Raw genomic sequence first — 15,188 nt, 5'->3', positions numbered from 1 at the left:
TAGCAAAGCTCTGAACAAGAAACGACGACCACGGGGAATAAGTTCCCGTGGTCGTCCCGAAAGCACAGCTAGTTGGTGTACACGCGTGGGTGCAGCGTGCCGACAAACGGCAGGTCGCGGTAGCGCTCCGCGTAATCGAGGCCGTATCCGATCACGAACTCATTCGGGATCTCAAAACCGACATCGAACAAATCAACCTTTGCCTTTACAGCTTCTGGCTTGCGCAGCAAGGACACAACCTCCAGCGACTTCGGGTTGCGGTTCTGCAGGTTCTTGATCAGCCACGACAGGGTCAGACCGGAGTCGATGATGTCCTCAACGATGACTACGTTGCGGTCCTCGATATCGCGGTCCAAGTCCTTCAGAATGCGCACCACGCCGGAAGAGCTGGTGGAATTGCCATAGGACGACACCGCCATGAACTCCATCTGCGATGGGATAGACAGCGCACGGGCAAAGTCGGTGAGGAACAGTGCGGCGCCCTTGAGGACGCACACCAGGATCAGGTCGTCCTCCGAATCCTTGTAGGTTTCGGAGACCTTGTCGGCCAGCTCCTGGATGCGGGCATGCAGCGTAGCCTCATCGATCAACACCGCCTCAACATCTTCTCCGTAGCGGTTGGCCGGAACATTGAAGTCCTTCTTATCGTGCATATCCCTAGGTGCCCCTTGGTGTCCAGAAGTGTGAGCGAACAGTAGTTAACTGCCAGCTTGCCACTTTTTCGCCTTGAGCACCAAGAAACCTGTTAATCCACTCGGAGCTCACTACCGTGGCGCCGGATCGAGCGACCGCCACCGATCGCTACCGGCCCCTGGCCGTGCCACTGCGTCACCAACTGTTCGACCGCCACCACCGTGGCGTATTTGATGGGGCAGTCGGCGTCACGAATGAGCCCAGCTATGGAGGCGTGCCGGACAGCCGGGTGCATGCTTGCCAGCTCTGCAATGGAAGTTGTTGCTCGCGCTGCCTGCTGCACGAAGTCATGTTGGAGGGCCACCCGGTAGGCGGCTTGGGCCACGCCGGGGACGGCGGGGCCGCCGTTGATGGCGTCGAGAAGCGGCATGACCTGCTTTCTTACGGCCACGCGCCGGAAAGCCTCGCTGTCGTTGTGCGGGTCCTCCCACGGGGTCACGCCGAGTTCGGCGCAGGTGGCACGGGTGGTCGCGCGCCGGACGGAGAGCAGCGGTCGAACGATGTCCGCCTCCCCATACTTCGAGTGCGGCAGCATTCCCGCAGGATTACCCCGCAGCGCGCCGAGGAGATAGGTTTCGGCCTGGTCATCCATGGTGTGCCCGGTCCACACGGGCCGACCACATGCGATCAGAGCCTCGTAACGGGCGGCGCGCGCGGCCGCTTCCATACTGCCTTCTTGTGAGACGGTCACGGGGATCACCGTGGCGTCGGCGCCCCACGCCCGTGCCTGCATCGCCGCCTGCTTTGCGACGCCCACAGACCCCGCTTGCAGCTGGTGGTCCACCACCACCGCATGCACGGCTTGCCCCTCAACGAGCGCTGCTGCTACTAGCGCCAGGGAATCGGCACCGCCAGACAGGCCAATGGTGACGGGTTCCGGGGATACAAAAGGCCTAACCGCTACCCTGAGCTGCAGGAACGCTGGGCTGCGGTGTGGGTAGTCGACTGGCATTAGCGCAGTCCGGAGACGAGTTCGTCGAGCGCGGCACGCGCGGCCAAAATATCGGATTCGTTGGAGAGCAACGCGAAGGTATAACTGTTTCCATCTCGCGCCGTGACGATGCCTGCCAGCGCAGATACGCCCGTGAGGGTGCCGGTCTTAGCGCGCACCCAGCCCTGACCTGCGGTGTCATGGTAGCGGTTTTCCAGGGTGCCATTCGCCGCGGCGATGGGCAGGGTGTCAAGCAGCGGGCGAAGTTTCGCATCGGTGACCGCGCGGTGGAGGAGGTCCTGCAGCAGGCGCGGGGTGTTGTAGTTGGTTTCGGTCAGGCCGGAGTTGTCCTTCAGCTCTAGCCCGGTGAGGTCAAAGCCGGCCTCTTTCAGCGCGTCTTGGGTCGCCTGCACCGCAGCAGCCACCGAGTTCCCGGTGCCGCGTTTCAGCGCCACTTCCCTACCCACCGCCTCGGCCATGACATTGTCAGAATTTTCCATCATGGTTTCCAGGCGCTGCCAGAGCGGGTCGGACTGGACACTGGCCACGACTTCCGCATTCGCTGGCGCTTGGCCTTTCCCGGAGGTGGCGCCAAGACGACTGGCTAGAGCTTTTGCGACATCTTCGGCCGGGGTCGTGGACCGCGTCAGGTCACCGCTGTGCCCACCGATGCGCCCGCCATAGAGCATCGCGGGCTCCATCGGCGCGATATAACCGGCAGCAATATTCTCCCTGCCCCAGCCATTGACGAAGGTCTCCGAAGACCACAGCGACGTGTCGATCAACACCGTGTCAGCAGCGCCGATCTGCTGCGCCAGCTCATCGAGCTGCTCATCCGTCATCATCACATCACCCGCCGCACGGATGACCACTGTGCCGGCGTCCGCACGCACCACCTGCGTCTCGATGCGATCATTCAGGTCCAGAGTGAGCAGCGCTGCCGCGGCGGTGAGAATCTTGGTGGTCGAGGCCGGTTTCGCTGGCACCTCAGTGCCACGTTCCCACACCACGTTTCCCTGCGCATCAGTCACGATGCCGCTGAGCTTGCCGAGTCGCGGATCGCTAGCCTTCTGCTCAATCTGCGCCCGCAGCTTGTCGACGTCCGTCGCCGCCCCACCGGCTGCCGGAAGCGTCCGCGTTGCCGGGCTCAGGGTGAGGGGTGGCGCGATCTGTCGTGATTGGAAGGAATCGGTATTCGAGACAGCGGCCGTCGCTAAGCTTGCTACTCCTGCGCCAACGAGGACGACTGCGCTGATCCACCCAACCTTTTTGAACACCCCACTAGGTTACTATGAGTGGTGTAAATACCTACGTAGCCATGAAGGAGTGCGCATGAGCATTGAAGTAACCATCGAGATCCCAAAGGGTTCCCGCAACAAGTACGAAGTTGACCATGAGACCGGAAAGGTCTACCTCGACCGCTACCTGTTCACTCCGATGGCCTACCCTGCCGACTACGGCTTCATCGACCACACCCTTGGTGAGGACGGCGATCCACTCGACGCGCTGGTAATCCTCCCTGAGCCTGTGTTCCCAGGTGTCATCGTTAAGGCTCGCCCACTCGGCGTGTTCAAGATGACCGATGAGGCTGGCGGCGACGACAAGCTCCTCTGCGTTGTTGACGACGTCCGCTGGGACCACCTCCAGGACATCTCCGACATCTCCGACTTCCAGAAGGACGAGATCGAGCACTTCTTCACCCGCTACAAGGACCTGGAGCCAAACAAGGAAGTTACCGGCTCTGGCTGGGGCGACAAGGCTGAGGCAGAGAAGATCCTCGCTGAGGCAATCGCTCGCTTCAAGTAAATCTTTCTTCAAATAGGCCCCGTGGGATTCCTCCTGCGGGGCTTCCTTGTGTTTTCTGGGGGTAGCAATTTTCACTTTCACATTCATCTAAGCATTGCATTTTCAATAACGTTCCCCCCACCTCCACTTTCCGGGAAGAATGCCCGATCATTTCAACTTATATCTAATTGAATGTCCGCACTTGAGACTAGAAAGTTGACAATGATCAAGAATCTTGGCGAGAAGTACTCGCCCCTCTATTTCCTCGCCTCCCTAGGTTTCGGTGGCATGGGTGTCGCCTTCTTCATGATCTTCATGCACCTGACCCCACACCCGAAGCACCCAATCCCTATCCTGGAAACGATCCAAGACACCTGGGCAACATCCGGTCCGATCCTCAAGACGGCCATCGTCATCGGCTACGTGGGCATGATGGCCTTCATCCTCATGCACCTGCTACTGCTGGCCTGGAACCTGCGAGAATACGCGCTGTTCAAAAAGACCCCGGCGTACCAAAAGCTCCTGAACTCCAACGCCGAAATCACGTTGATGGCGATCCCGCTGACCCTCGCAATGACGGTCAACGGCCTGTTCATGGCATTCGCCACCACCATCCCGAACCTGTGGGATGTCGTGGAGTACCTCTTCCCGTGGGCACTGGTCGCCTACGCGCTCACCGGAGCACTCGCACTGAAGTACCTGGCAGCCTACGTCAAGCGCATCCTCACCGCTGGCTTCGACTTCGAGGGTAACGGCGGCCTCAACCAGTTGCTTTCAGCTTTCGCCTTCGCCATGGTCTCCGTTGGCTTCGCCGCTCCTGCCGCGATGTCTGACAACAAGCTGACCGTACTGTTTGGTTTTGCAGGCGCACTGTTCTTCGGCGTGATCTCCGCAATGCTGCTCGCCGTCTTCCTCCCAATGGGTGCAATGAGCATGTTCCGCTACAAGCTGACCCTGCAGAACTCCGCCACCCTGTGGCTGATGGTTCCGATCATGACGCTGTGGTCCATCACTTTCCTGCGTCTGCGCCACGGCACGTTCACGCTTGCCGACGCCGGTGCGGAAGCCCTCGGCAAGCCAGTCGCAGCGCACGCCCCTAGTTCCATCGGTGTCATGGTCATCCTGGGCCTGGCCGTCTCGATGCAGCTCACTTTCCTCATGGGCGGTCACGCCGTGATGAAGAAGAATGGCTTCTACAAGTCGTTTGTGTTCTCCCAGGAAAACCGCACCCCGGCACCTTTCACCCTGATCTGCCCAGGCGTGGCGCTCACGGTGCTCGGCTACTTCTTCCTGCACATCGGCCTGGTAAAGAATGGCCTGATCGAAAGTGGCACGCCGCTGTACATCCTCGCTATGACGATCATCGTCGTGGCACAGTTGACCACAATTGGATTGATGGCAACCCTCGTCAAGAACCAGTTGTTCCCTAAGAACGCCTAGCGTAGGCCTTAGCTCAAAACCGGCTACCTGAAACCGGCTATTGGGAGTAGAACTTGCCCTACCAGTACCCAAAGTGCTGAACTAGCAACTTCTCTACTCCCAATAGCCGGTTTTACATAGCTGAAATCGCGCGGAAAACTACTACTCCCCCGCCTGCCGGTACCCACGCCGCAAATCTTCCACGATGAACGGCCTATCCAAAGTGGATGGCTCCAGATCGCGGGGCCCATTATCCAGGCCGAAGACAGCGGAAGCCGCCAGCACCTCTGGGGTGAGGTAACGCAAGCCCGAGACGTCCGGCATGTCGAGAGTTGACGCGCAGGAAACGAATCCCCAGTCACCAAAGGTAGGCACGTGCGTGTGGTACGGAATGGCGTTCGAGCAGCCGGCAGCTAGGACCGTCGATCGCACCCGCCAGAACACATCAGGTGTGGTGTAGGCGCTCGAGGCCTGCACCACCATCCGACCACCAGGATTCAGCACGCCGAGCGTCAGAGCGTAGAACTCCTCGGAGTAGAGGCGGGCCAGGGTGGGGTTATCGGGATCGGGAAGGTCGATGATGATCGCATCGTAGCTGGCGCCGGTGCCACCGGCGCGGAGCCAGGTGAAGGCATCATCGTTGATGACGGTGACGCGCGGGTCCATGAGGGCGCCACCGTTGTCGTCGATAAGCACGGTGTTGGCCACCTCGACCACCGCTGGGTCGAGCTCAACTTGAGTCACGGTAGCCCCGAATCGCAGAAGCTCGCGGGCAGCCAGACCATCACCACCTCCAATGACCAGCACGTTTTTAGTGTCAGGGGTCAAGGCTGGGTAGACGAGGGATTCGGTGTAGCGGTACTCATCACGGCTGGAATATTGCAGGCCGCCATTGAGGTACAGGCGACGATCCTTCCCTCGGCGGGTGATCACGATGTCCTGATAATCCGACTGATGCGCATAAATCACCGGATCGCGGTAGAGCGCTGCGCGGGCCGTCGCCACAATCCCGTCGCTGCGTACGAGCAGCACCACGAGCAACACCAGAGCCACCACCAACGCGCACACGGCGCTCCACAGTTGGCGGGCTGGCAACGACGATCGCAGCAACACCACGGCGATAAACAGCGCAGCAACCAGGTTGATCATGCCCGCAGCGAGTGTGCCGCGCATCATGCCTAACGACGGCAATAGGACGAAAGGCCACAACAAGCCGCCAATCAAAGCGCCCAAGTAGTCCGCGAAGTTGAGGGTGGCCAGGAGTGAGCCGACGGAACGGGCGTCGGCAAGCTTGCCTTGTTGGATCAAAGTCATGAGCAGGGGCAGCTCCATACCCACCAGCGCGCCGATGAGGAACGTGGCGATCACCAACACCACCACTGACTGCCCGAGAGTGGCGAAGACGATATACAGCACCAGGGCAGACACGCCACCGATGAGGCCGAGGACGCTTTCTACGATGAGAAAGGAAAGTCCTGGCCAGCGCAGCAATGGCTTCGCGCACAACGCGCCCACGCCCAGTGCCGCGACATACCCGGCCACAATCAGTGAGGTTTCTACTACCCCGCCACCATTGAGGCTGGTGGAGAGGGTGAGGAGGGCCAGTTCGTAGATCAGGCCCGAGGCAGCGCACACCCCGACTGAAATCAGCAGGAAGAAGCGCCACCAGCGAGAGCCTAGGTCAAACATGCAGCGTTCACGGCAGCAATAACAACCAACAGCACGCCCGCAGCAATCGCTCCGGAGCGCAGCTTGTGATCAAGGACCAGGTCACGGAAGCGCCCAGGAATGAGCATCTCCAAGACGACGAGCGCGATGGACTGCAGCGCTACGCCGAGCAGTCCGATGACCACTACCTCGGTCACGCCCTCGATGAGGGATTCCGGGGAGCCGAGAACCGCGGTGACCACAATGATGCCGAGGCCGATCTGCTGAGCGATGGCCACGATGGCCGCATTCGGCAAGTGATCGACAAATACGGCGCGATACAACTTGCCAGGGGTCAGCAGGTCGAGGACGCCGAAGCCGATGAGGAGCACAAAGAGCGAAAGTACGAAGTAGACGACCGTGTCACGGACATCGATCAGCAATTCAGGTGCCATGAGAATTCCTTGGTTAAGAGTTATTTGACGCCAGTACCAGAGCCGCCCGAGCCCGAGGACCCGCCGGAGGACCCCGATGGGGAACCCGGGCTAAAACCTGGACCGAGCCAAATGAGCCCGCCGCCATTCACACGATCGAGGTTTTCCACGGTGATCCGGCAGCCGGTTGGCCCTTCCTTGGACACCGAGACCAAGCGCTTGCGGTACTTCAGGTACTCGGTGCCCGTCTTAGGATCAAACTGGCGGGCTTGGGGCTTGTCCTTCGCAGCAATCTCATTAGCCACCTTTTGTGGGTCGCCTTGGCACTCGTACTGGCCATAGCGCGCATTGGAGTAAGTACCCGACTTAGGAGTTGGACCAATGACTAGCGCGCCAATGAGACTGAAAACGGAAAGGAACACGAAGAAGCCTCCCAGGATGCGGCGGCTGTGGGGATTCATATCTGGTACCTACTTGTTGTGCTGACGATGATCTGCTCCTCGGGATACAGGTGAATGGTCTCCCACTCCCAGGTGCCCTCCTTGAAACTGCCCCGGACTGCGGTGATGTGGAACTCTCCCTCCCCCGGAAAGTTGGCGCACAGCCAATCTTTGCCCGCTACGAGTTTCAGGATGCGGGTAGCTTGGTCCTCGAAGTCCGGATACCGCTGCGTCGAGGTCTGCAGCGAGTAACTGCCCCGCTCCTGGGACATCAAGCTGCCACGCTCGCCTGCGAAACAGGAGATTTCCTCCCGAAACGTGCCTCCGGGAAAGCGCACCGTGGCCACGTGTGAGGCCCCGATGATGCCCAGCTGGAGTTCGGTTTCCGAGTCTGTATATGTGCGTTCGACGAGGATCTCGGGAAGTGGGCCGTTGAAAGCTACGCCGAGGTCGCGTGCACTGACGTCGGCGGTAGGGCAATCGAGGCTCACCAGCATGGCTTACACCTTAGGCGCTGGGTAAACAGTCAGCTCGCCCGGCTGGATGGTCTGTCCCGTGGAGACTTCCCAGGATTCGTTGTTGGCCCAACCTTCGAAACCGAGCAGCTTGGTGCCGGTGGAGTCAGCAAGGTCGACGTAGCGCATCTCGCCACGCTCGGGGAGGCCGGTAGTGCCGATCGACTGGTAGAACGCGTGACCACGCTCGGCTTCCAGATAGGTGATGCCTTCGAACTCAACCCGACTGTCCGGGCTAATGCCGGCGCCTTTGCGGGTGTTCCACCACGTGAGGCTTAGCTGGCCTTCATCGACTTCCACGCCGAACCATTCCGAGCCGTCACCACCGTCTAGCAGGTGCTCCCACCACAGATAAGGACCTTCTTTCAGCGCGAGAGTGCCACGAACGACATAGTCCTTACCACCTCGGGAAATGATGGCACCTGGGGCGATACGATCCGGACCAAACTCGTCCGCACCGACGACATCCTTAAGTGGATCCTGGTGGAAGCGCTGCGGCTCCTCCAGGCCATCCTCGGCCTTCTTCGCCGAACTAAAGAAGTAAATCGCTGCTCCTGCTGCGATGACAGCCAACACGATAAAGAATATGAATCCAGAGCTCATGGACTCTGACTCTATTAGAGAGCGCACTCACGCGCATAGGTCTAGCGGACAACTTAGACAAATCTTTACAATCGGAAAGTACACGCCTCCCCGACTGAAAGGCACCACACATGCGCTCTGTCACCGTCAATGAAGTTCCAGAAGCAGCCCAGCTCATCGACGTCCGCGAAGTAGACGAGTTCGAGGCGGTTCACGCTGCTAATGCTGTCAATATGCCGATGTCGAATTTCATGTCTTTCATCGATTCCATCGACAAGGATCGTGAGGTCTACTTGATCTGCAAGAGTGGCGTTCGCTCTGCTCAAGTCGGCCAGTATCTAGACAACGCGGGCTTCGACCCGATCAACGTTGAGGGCGGCACCGATGCGTGGGTAGCTACCGGCCTGCCCACCATCTAAACCTATCCAGCTAGAACCTTAAGTTCACCGCCACCAATAGTTGTGAACGACCAATGATTTAACCTTTTCATCCTTGGGGACTATCATGTAGGCATGACTACACCTACCGAGATCCCAGCAACGCTCCTGGAGTCGCCATCATTCCAGTTGGAGCGCCTTCGCCGTCGCACGCGCGATGAAGTTGAGTCCGCCCTGAACAGCCGGGGCACGTCCTTGCGCGAGTACTGGGTGCTGACCTGCCTGATCGAGGCATCGGCATCCAGCCAGGCATCCCTGGGCGAGCTGCTCGCCATCGACGCCTCCGACATGGTTCGTCTTATCGACGCCCTCGAGTCCCACAACTGGGCGAAGCGCGAGCGTGACCCCAAGGATCGTCGCCGCCAGATCGTGGGCGCCACCAAGAAGGGCAAGACGGCTCACGCCGAACTGACGGTGCTCGTTTCTGAGGCCGAAGGCCGAGTACTCAACGATTCGACGGAAAAGCAGCTCAAACACCTGCGCAAACTCGCCACTTCGGTGCTGGTTTCTGAGGAGGATCCACAATAGCTGTGATTCCTTCTCACTACCTCCGCGGCCACGAGGCGCCAGCGCCTCGCACCCTGTACGAGCTACTCAAAGACACTGCCACGAAGTACCCCGAGGCAGCGGCCATTGATGACGGCACGATTCTCACCTACTCCGACCTCATGGAGGAAGTGGACAACCTAGCTGCGCATCTGCACGCTAACGGAATTCGCCGCGGCGATCGCATCGGCATTCGGATGTCCTCGGGTTCGAAAAACCTGTATTTGGCCATCCTCGGCACGATCGCAGCCGGCGCCGCCTACGTCCCAGTTGACGCTGACGATCCCGATGAGCGCGCCGAAACTGTCTTCGGCGAGGCCGATGTCAATGCTGTGTTCACCGACGCGGGCCTCGTAATCATGCGGCTCAGCGACGGCGGGGACACCAATCCCCCAGCCCTGACGGATGACGCCTGGATCATTTTCACCTCGGGTTCGACTGGCAAGCCAAAGGGCGTGGCCGTATCCAATCGCAGTGCCGCAGCCTTCGTTGACGCAGAGGCGCAAATGTTCCTGCAGGGCGCCCCACTGGGCCCAGATGATCGCGTCCTGGCTGGCCTGTCAGTCGCATTCGATGCCTCCTGCGAAGAAATGTGGCTCGCTTGGGGCCACGGCGCCTGCCTCGTGCCTGCGCCGCGTTCCTTGGTCCGCTCCGGCATGGACCTTGGCCCTTGGCTCATTCGACGCGATATTACCGTTGTCTCCACGGTGCCAACCCTGGCCGGAATGTGGCCAGCAGAAGCCCTGGATCACGTCCGCTTGCTCATCTTCGGCGGCGAAGCATGCCCGCCTGAGCTGGTAGAAAAGCTCGCTACGACTGAACGCGAAGTATGGAACACCTACGGCCCGACCGAAGCGACCGTCGTCGCTTGTGCCACGACCATGGAACCAGGCAAACCAGTCAGTATCGGCTTGCCACTTGCTGGTTGGGATCTGGTGGTCGTCGATAAGCAAGAGCAACCCGTCGCTATCGGCGAGGTGGGCGAACTCGTCATTGGTGGAGTCGGCCTGGCGCGATACTTGGATCCGGAAAAGGATGCGGAAAAATACGCGCCGATGCCGAGCGTTGGTTGGGAGCGGGCTTATCGCTCTGGCGACCACGTTCGCCTGGAAGAGGACGGCCTGTACTTCGTAGGTCGTGTCGATGATCAGGTGAAGATCGGTGGCCGTCGCATCGAGCTCGGCGAGGTTGAAGCCGGGGTGGCTTCGTTGCCGAACGTGCGTCAATCGGCCGTAGCCGTGCAGACCACCGGTGCTGGCGACAAGGTGCTGGTCGGTTACGTGTCTTTGGAGGATCCGGCGCTCGCCTTCGACCAGGCTGTGGCGCACGGCGAGCTGGCCAACATCATGCCGGCCGCACTCGTGCCACGCATTCACGTGATGGACGATTTGCCGGTGCGCACCTCCGGCAAGGTGGACAAGAAGGCACTGCCGTGGCCGCTGCCGGGCACCGCCGTGGAGGCCGATGGCCTGACGTCCACGGAAAATTGGCTCGCCCAGCTATGGGTGGACACCCTCGGTGTCTCTGTTGATTCCAAGGAAGCGGACTTCTTCGAGCTTGGCGGAACTTCGCTAGCCGCCGCGACTCTCGTTGGGGCGATTCGTGACCGGGTGCCAACTGTTTCGGTACGCGACCTGTATGACCACCCACGCCTGGAACTGCTGGCAGAGAAGGTCGACACGATTGCCGCCGAAACTGGAGTGTCGCTGACTGTCGACGCGCCAGAGGACACGGAATCTGATGTGAAACCAGTGGGTGTCGGGACGCGACTGGCACAGGCACTTATCCAGATCCCCGCCATGACCTTGTTCGCGGCGCAGTGGGTCACCGGCCTTGCAGTGCTGAACTGGGTGCTGGGGCTCGCTGGGGCTGAGTGGGCACTGACGTTACCGTCGTGGCTGCTCATCGTGATGGTACTGGCCTTCTTTACTCCACTCGGTCGCTTGCCAATCGGCGCACTGTTGATCCGCCTGATCGTGGGCCGGATCAAGCCAGGCACGTACCCACGTGGTGGCGCCACCCACCTACGCATTTGGGCTGCGGAACGCGTTGCTGATACCTCCGGTGCAACGAGCATTTCTGGCGCGACGTGGATCCTCACGTACGCCAGGTTGCTGGGCGCGAAAATTGGTAAACACGTTGACTTGCACACCCTGCCGCCAGTCACCGGCCTGCTCGCTCTCGGCGACCATGCCTCCGTGGAACCCGAAGTTGACCTCACCGGCTACTGGGTAGAAGGCGACAAGGTACACGTGGGTGCCATCGAGATCGGCGCGAACGCGCGCATCGGTGCGCGCTCTACGCTTATGCCGGGCGCGATGATCGGCGAAGATGCGCACGTCGAAGCTGGTTCCTGCGTGACCGGCAACAAGCCGGTGAAGGCCCGTGCTCGCTGGTCAGGTTCCCCTGCCGCAAAGGTCGGCCGCTCGAAGCACCGCTTCCCCGATGAGCACCCTCCGCGACGCAGCTACTGGGTTATGTTCTACGGCATCACCTCGCTGCTGATGAGCCTCATTCCGCTGGTGGCGCTGTCTACTGCGGCGCTAATCGTGGTCTTGCCAAGCATTCTGCGCCCGCTTTCCGAACTACAGGCGCTCGGCTGGGCCCTCGCGCTAACACCGCTCGCCGCTCTCGCCGGCATGCTGACCTACATGGTGCTGGTGTGGCTGATCGTCCGCCTGGTCGGCATCGGGATCAAGCCCGGCGTGTTCCCGGTGCGCAGCCTCATGGGCTGGCGACTCTGGGTCACCGAGCGTGTGCTTGACGACGCCCGTAACCACCTCTTCGTCCTGTATGCATCGCAGCTCACCCCAGTCTGGTTCCGCTCTTTGGGCGCCAAGATTGGCAAGAACGCGGAGATTTCGACTGCCGTGATGATTCCTAAGTTGACCGAGATCAAGGAAGGTTCCTTCCTCGCCGATGACACCCTCCTGGGCGGTTATGAGCTCGGTGGCGGCTGGATGCTGACGGAGCACGCGCGCATTGGTAAGCGCTCTTTCCTGGGTAACTCCGGTATTGCTGGCCCGGGCCGCAAGCTCGGCAAGAACTCGCTGGTGGCAGTGCTGTCTTCGACTCCTAAGAAGGCGCGGGCCGGTTCCAACTGGTGGGGCTCTCCTCCGGAGCGTCTGCGTCGCGTAGCTGTAACTGCGGATTCCGGCGAGGATCTGACCTACAACCCTGGCTTCCGTGTGAAGGCTGCGCGTGGCTTCGTAGAGACGCTGCGCCTGCTGGCACCGATCACCTCTGCGCTGATTTTCGTTTCCGTGTTGACGGGCTTGCAGGTGCTGTGGCGAACCTTTGGTTTCTGGGCAGCCTGGGGTCTTGGCGGCCTGGTGCTGATGGCTGGTGGACTGGTCGCACTGCTAGTGACCGTCCTGGTGAAGTGGGCGTGCGTCGGTGGGATTCGCACCGCTGATCACCCGCTTTGGTCGCGCTTTGTGTGGCTCAATGAGCTCCAGGATTCCTTCGTTGAAGGCGTCGCCGCCCCGTGGTACCTGAACCACAACTTGGGCACTGGCTCGCTCAACAACGCACTTCGCCTGTTGGGCGCACGCATTGGTCGTGGCGCATGGATCGAGTCTTACTGGTTCCCAGAAGCTGACCTCTGCCGAATTGGCCGTGGCGCTACCGTCGGACGCGGCTGCGTGGTCCAGACGCACCTGTTCCAGGACCGTGTCATGAGCCTGGACACTGTCACGCTTGCTGAAGGTGCCACCCTCGGCCCGCAGTCTGTCGCGCTTCCTGCATCTGAGCTGCGTATCGACGCCTCCGTCGGCCCAGCCTCCCTGGTCATGCGCGGCGACAAGGTTCCCGCCAACTCCAGGTGGCAAGGTAATCCGATCGAGCCTGTGGCTTAGTTTTACTTTTATCCCCGTTTCCGCTTGTCTGATAGGCAAGTAGAAACGGGGACTTTACGCAGTACGCCTCAGCGAAGCTGCGGCAATGTGGGGCACGATTCACAGCCAGGTAATCCCGCAGCTTCCAGTGCTGTAATTGACCCAAGCAAAATGCGCTACCTCGAAACCGAGGTAGCGCATCTTCTTATTTCCTAGTCGCCGATCTGATCGCGACCACGCAGGACAATCAGTGGATCTGGCTCGCCGACAAGCTCATGGTCCTTGCCGGTGTATTCGAACTTGGAGAGCACGTAGCGCATGGCGTTGATACGGGCGCGCTTCTTGTCATTGGACTTGATGGTGATCCATGGGGATTCATCGGTGTCCGTGTAGCGGAACTGCTCTTCCTTGGCGCGGGTGTAGTCATCCCACTTATCAAGGGAAGCAAGGTCCATCGGAGAGAGCTTCCACTGGCGAACTGGGTCAACCTGGCGGATGGCGAAGCGGGTGCGCTGCTCTTTCTGAGTTACGGAGAACCAGAACTTTGTCAGAGAAATACCGGAGCCCATGATCATGTTTTCGAGCATCGGAACTTCGCGGAGGAACTCCGCATGCTGCGACTCGGTGCAGAATCCCATCACACGCTCAACGCCGGAGCGGTTGTACCAAGAGCGGTCGAAAAAGACGATCTCGCCGGCGCAAGGGAAGTGCTGGATGTAGCGCTGGAAGTACCAAGAAGTGGACTCGCGTGGTGAAGGCTTCTCCAGAGCAACTGTGCGGGCACCACGAGGGTTCAGGTGCTCGTTGAAGCGCTTAATCGTACCACCCTTACCTGCGGCGTCACGGCCTTCGAACAAGATTATGTGGCGCTGACCCGTATCCTTGGTCCAGTTCTGCCACTTTAGAAGCTCAATCTGAAGCTTGCGCTTGGTGTGCTCGTACTCTTCGCGAGAGATGCGCTCCTCGTAAGGGTAGTTCTCACGCCACGTATCGATTTCCTCCCCTTGCGGGGTCAACAGGACGGGATCGTCCTCGTCAGAGTCATCGACGACATAGCCCTCGGTTGCCGCCAAATCGACGATGTGGAATTCCTGCTCTTGTGCTTCAGCCATGATTCAATCTTACCTTGATTCAGATATTCGGCATTGCAATGTGGGCATGAATAAGCCCCCGCCAAAAGGCGAGGGCTTAATTCCTGATTAAGTCTTAAAGACTTACTTTGGCATCAGGCCGATCAGCTTGGAAACAGCGGAAGCAACCTTGCCCATTGGCTCGAGCCACTCAGCAACAGCAGCAATTGGGCCAGAAAGAACGATCAGGTCAGAAGAAAGAGCGGCAAAGAAATCGTACATTTTTACTCCTTAGAAGTTTTTGGGACTGAAATTAGTTGTTGATCTCAGTGGAGGTGAAGGAATCCTCGGAAGAGAGGAACTCGAAGGTGGAGGAGGTCATGTCGAAAAAGCCGGTCCAGGTGTCACCATCGAGCAGCATGAGAGCGTTAGCAGCTGCGTCGCCGATGTTAGCGAAGAACTTGACAGAGTTCTCTACGAGGGTGCCGAAGTCAGCGAGCTGAGTCTTGAGTACAGAAAGATCCATGAGATAAATCTCCTTGAGAGGCACCAGCTTGATGCTGGTGAAAAGTTTCCAGTTACTGACGCCCCTCAGGACGTCATGAACTAATTTAAGCACATATTTGGTGATGGTCAACCGCAAAGCCCCAATTGAATTGTGAACTTTGCACTAATTGCAAAGAGTAGATTAACTAAGGCTTCAAATTGACAACAACCTATTAACCAGGGGTTTTGCCAGTAGAGGTGTGAAGTAAGTCGCAAAGTCACTATCGTTCAGGAAAAGATTTTGAAAAAACCTCTCTCCTGACGTAACACCCTTTCGAACACTTTCGATTAAGCGCAAACACGCCCG

General features: G+C 59.4%; 16 protein-coding genes. 5 read left to right on the top strand and 11 right to left on the bottom strand.

All coding sequences use genetic code 11. From position 1 onward, the window contains the following. Positions 1-68: 68 nt before the first annotated feature. From hpt to dacB, 3 genes are all read right to left on the bottom strand, one after another. A complete protein-coding gene (hpt, locus tag CKALI_RS01745) occupies positions 69-653 on the bottom strand; it encodes a hypoxanthine phosphoribosyltransferase (protein ID WP_156191675.1) in 585 nt (194 codons plus the stop codon). A gap of 92 nt (positions 654-745) precedes the next feature. Further along, on the bottom strand, positions 746-1,645 hold the full coding sequence (gene tilS / locus CKALI_RS01740; RefSeq protein ID WP_231580507.1) for a tRNA lysidine(34) synthetase TilS: 900 nt from the start codon (positions 1,643-1,645) through the stop codon (positions 746-748). Beyond that, complete coding sequence (gene dacB, locus CKALI_RS01735) at positions 1,645-2,901, bottom strand: D-alanyl-D-alanine carboxypeptidase/D-alanyl-D-alanine endopeptidase (RefSeq protein WP_231580506.1); 1,257 nt, start codon at positions 2,899-2,901, stop codon at positions 1,645-1,647. Before dacB ends, tilS begins: the two co-directional genes overlap by 1 nt. 55 nt (positions 2,902-2,956) lie before the next feature. On the opposite strand from dacB, the gene CKALI_RS01730 reads away from it, so the two are divergent. Next, complete coding sequence (locus tag CKALI_RS01730) at positions 2,957-3,430, top strand: inorganic diphosphatase (protein WP_156191674.1); 474 nt, start codon at positions 2,957-2,959, stop codon at positions 3,428-3,430. Between the two features lie 201 nt (positions 3,431-3,631). Then, positions 3,632-4,849 (top strand): TsoY family (seleno)protein, encoded by a 1,218-nt coding sequence (locus CKALI_RS01725; protein ID WP_156191673.1) that lies wholly within the window; start codon positions 3,632-3,634, stop codon positions 4,847-4,849. A gap of 141 nt (positions 4,850-4,990) precedes the next feature. Here the strand turns inward: CKALI_RS01725 and CKALI_RS01720 are convergent, their stop codons facing one another. From CKALI_RS01720 to CKALI_RS01700, 5 genes are read right to left on the bottom strand one after another with little or no spacing between them, the layout of a single operon-like run. Further along, on the bottom strand, positions 4,991-6,517 hold the full coding sequence (locus CKALI_RS01720) for a polyamine aminopropyltransferase (RefSeq protein ID WP_156191672.1): 1,527 nt from the start codon (positions 6,515-6,517) through the stop codon (positions 4,991-4,993). Next, entirely contained in the window at positions 6,505-6,930 is a 426-nt protein-coding gene (locus CKALI_RS01715) for a DUF350 domain-containing protein (RefSeq protein ID WP_156191671.1), read from the bottom strand. The genes CKALI_RS01720 and CKALI_RS01715 overlap by 13 nt, the downstream gene beginning before the upstream one ends. Positions 6,931-6,950: 20 nt before the next feature. Further along, on the bottom strand, positions 6,951-7,370 hold the full coding sequence (locus CKALI_RS01710; RefSeq protein WP_156191670.1) for a DUF4247 domain-containing protein: 420 nt from the start codon (positions 7,368-7,370) through the stop codon (positions 6,951-6,953). Continuing rightward, positions 7,367-7,846, bottom strand: a complete 480-nt coding sequence (locus tag CKALI_RS01705) for a DUF2617 family protein (protein ID WP_156191669.1) — start codon at positions 7,844-7,846, stop codon at positions 7,367-7,369. Before CKALI_RS01705 ends, CKALI_RS01710 begins: the two co-directional genes overlap by 4 nt. Before the next feature lie 3 nt (positions 7,847-7,849). Continuing rightward, complete coding sequence (locus CKALI_RS01700; RefSeq protein ID WP_156191668.1) at positions 7,850-8,467, bottom strand: DUF4178 domain-containing protein; 618 nt, start codon at positions 8,465-8,467, stop codon at positions 7,850-7,852. 110 nt (positions 8,468-8,577) lie between these two features. On the opposite strand from CKALI_RS01700, the gene CKALI_RS01695 reads away from it, so the two are divergent. The 3 genes from CKALI_RS01695 (at position 8,578) to CKALI_RS01685 (ending at position 13,286) form a co-directional block, all read left to right on the top strand. Beyond that, a complete protein-coding gene (locus tag CKALI_RS01695) occupies positions 8,578-8,865 on the top strand; it encodes a rhodanese-like domain-containing protein (protein ID WP_156191667.1) in 288 nt (95 codons plus the stop codon). Positions 8,866-8,958: 93 nt separating this feature from the next. After that, positions 8,959-9,411 carry a MarR family winged helix-turn-helix transcriptional regulator gene (locus tag CKALI_RS01690; protein ID WP_156191666.1) on the top strand — a complete coding sequence of 151 codons (453 nt, stop codon included), beginning with the start codon at positions 8,959-8,961 and terminating at the stop codon, positions 9,409-9,411. Between the two features lie 2 nt (positions 9,412-9,413). Beyond that, entirely contained in the window at positions 9,414-13,286 is a 3,873-nt protein-coding gene (locus CKALI_RS01685) for a Pls/PosA family non-ribosomal peptide synthetase (protein ID WP_156191665.1), read from the top strand. Positions 13,287-13,477: 191 nt separating this feature from the next. Here the strand turns inward: CKALI_RS01685 and ppk2 are convergent, their stop codons facing one another. The 3 genes from ppk2 to CKALI_RS01670 form a co-directional block, all read right to left on the bottom strand. Next, positions 13,478-14,377, bottom strand: coding sequence for a polyphosphate kinase 2 (gene ppk2 / locus CKALI_RS01680; protein WP_156191664.1), 900 nt, complete (start codon positions 14,375-14,377; stop codon positions 13,478-13,480). Between the two features lie 102 nt (positions 14,378-14,479). Further along, on the bottom strand, positions 14,480-14,617 hold the full coding sequence (locus CKALI_RS01675; RefSeq protein ID WP_156191663.1) for a hypothetical protein: 138 nt from the start codon (positions 14,615-14,617) through the stop codon (positions 14,480-14,482). 31 nt (positions 14,618-14,648) lie between these two features. Then, on the bottom strand, positions 14,649-14,861 hold the full coding sequence (locus CKALI_RS01670; protein WP_156191662.1) for a hypothetical protein: 213 nt from the start codon (positions 14,859-14,861) through the stop codon (positions 14,649-14,651). Positions 14,862-15,188 lie beyond the last annotated feature (327 nt).

This window comes from Corynebacterium kalinowskii, assembly GCF_009734385.1.
In the GTDB taxonomy this organism is placed as follows: Bacteria; Actinomycetota; Actinomycetes; order Mycobacteriales; family Mycobacteriaceae; genus Corynebacterium; species Corynebacterium kalinowskii.
The sequence above is the reverse complement of the archived record's forward strand: the minus strand, read 5'-3'. Positions and strand labels throughout refer to the sequence as shown.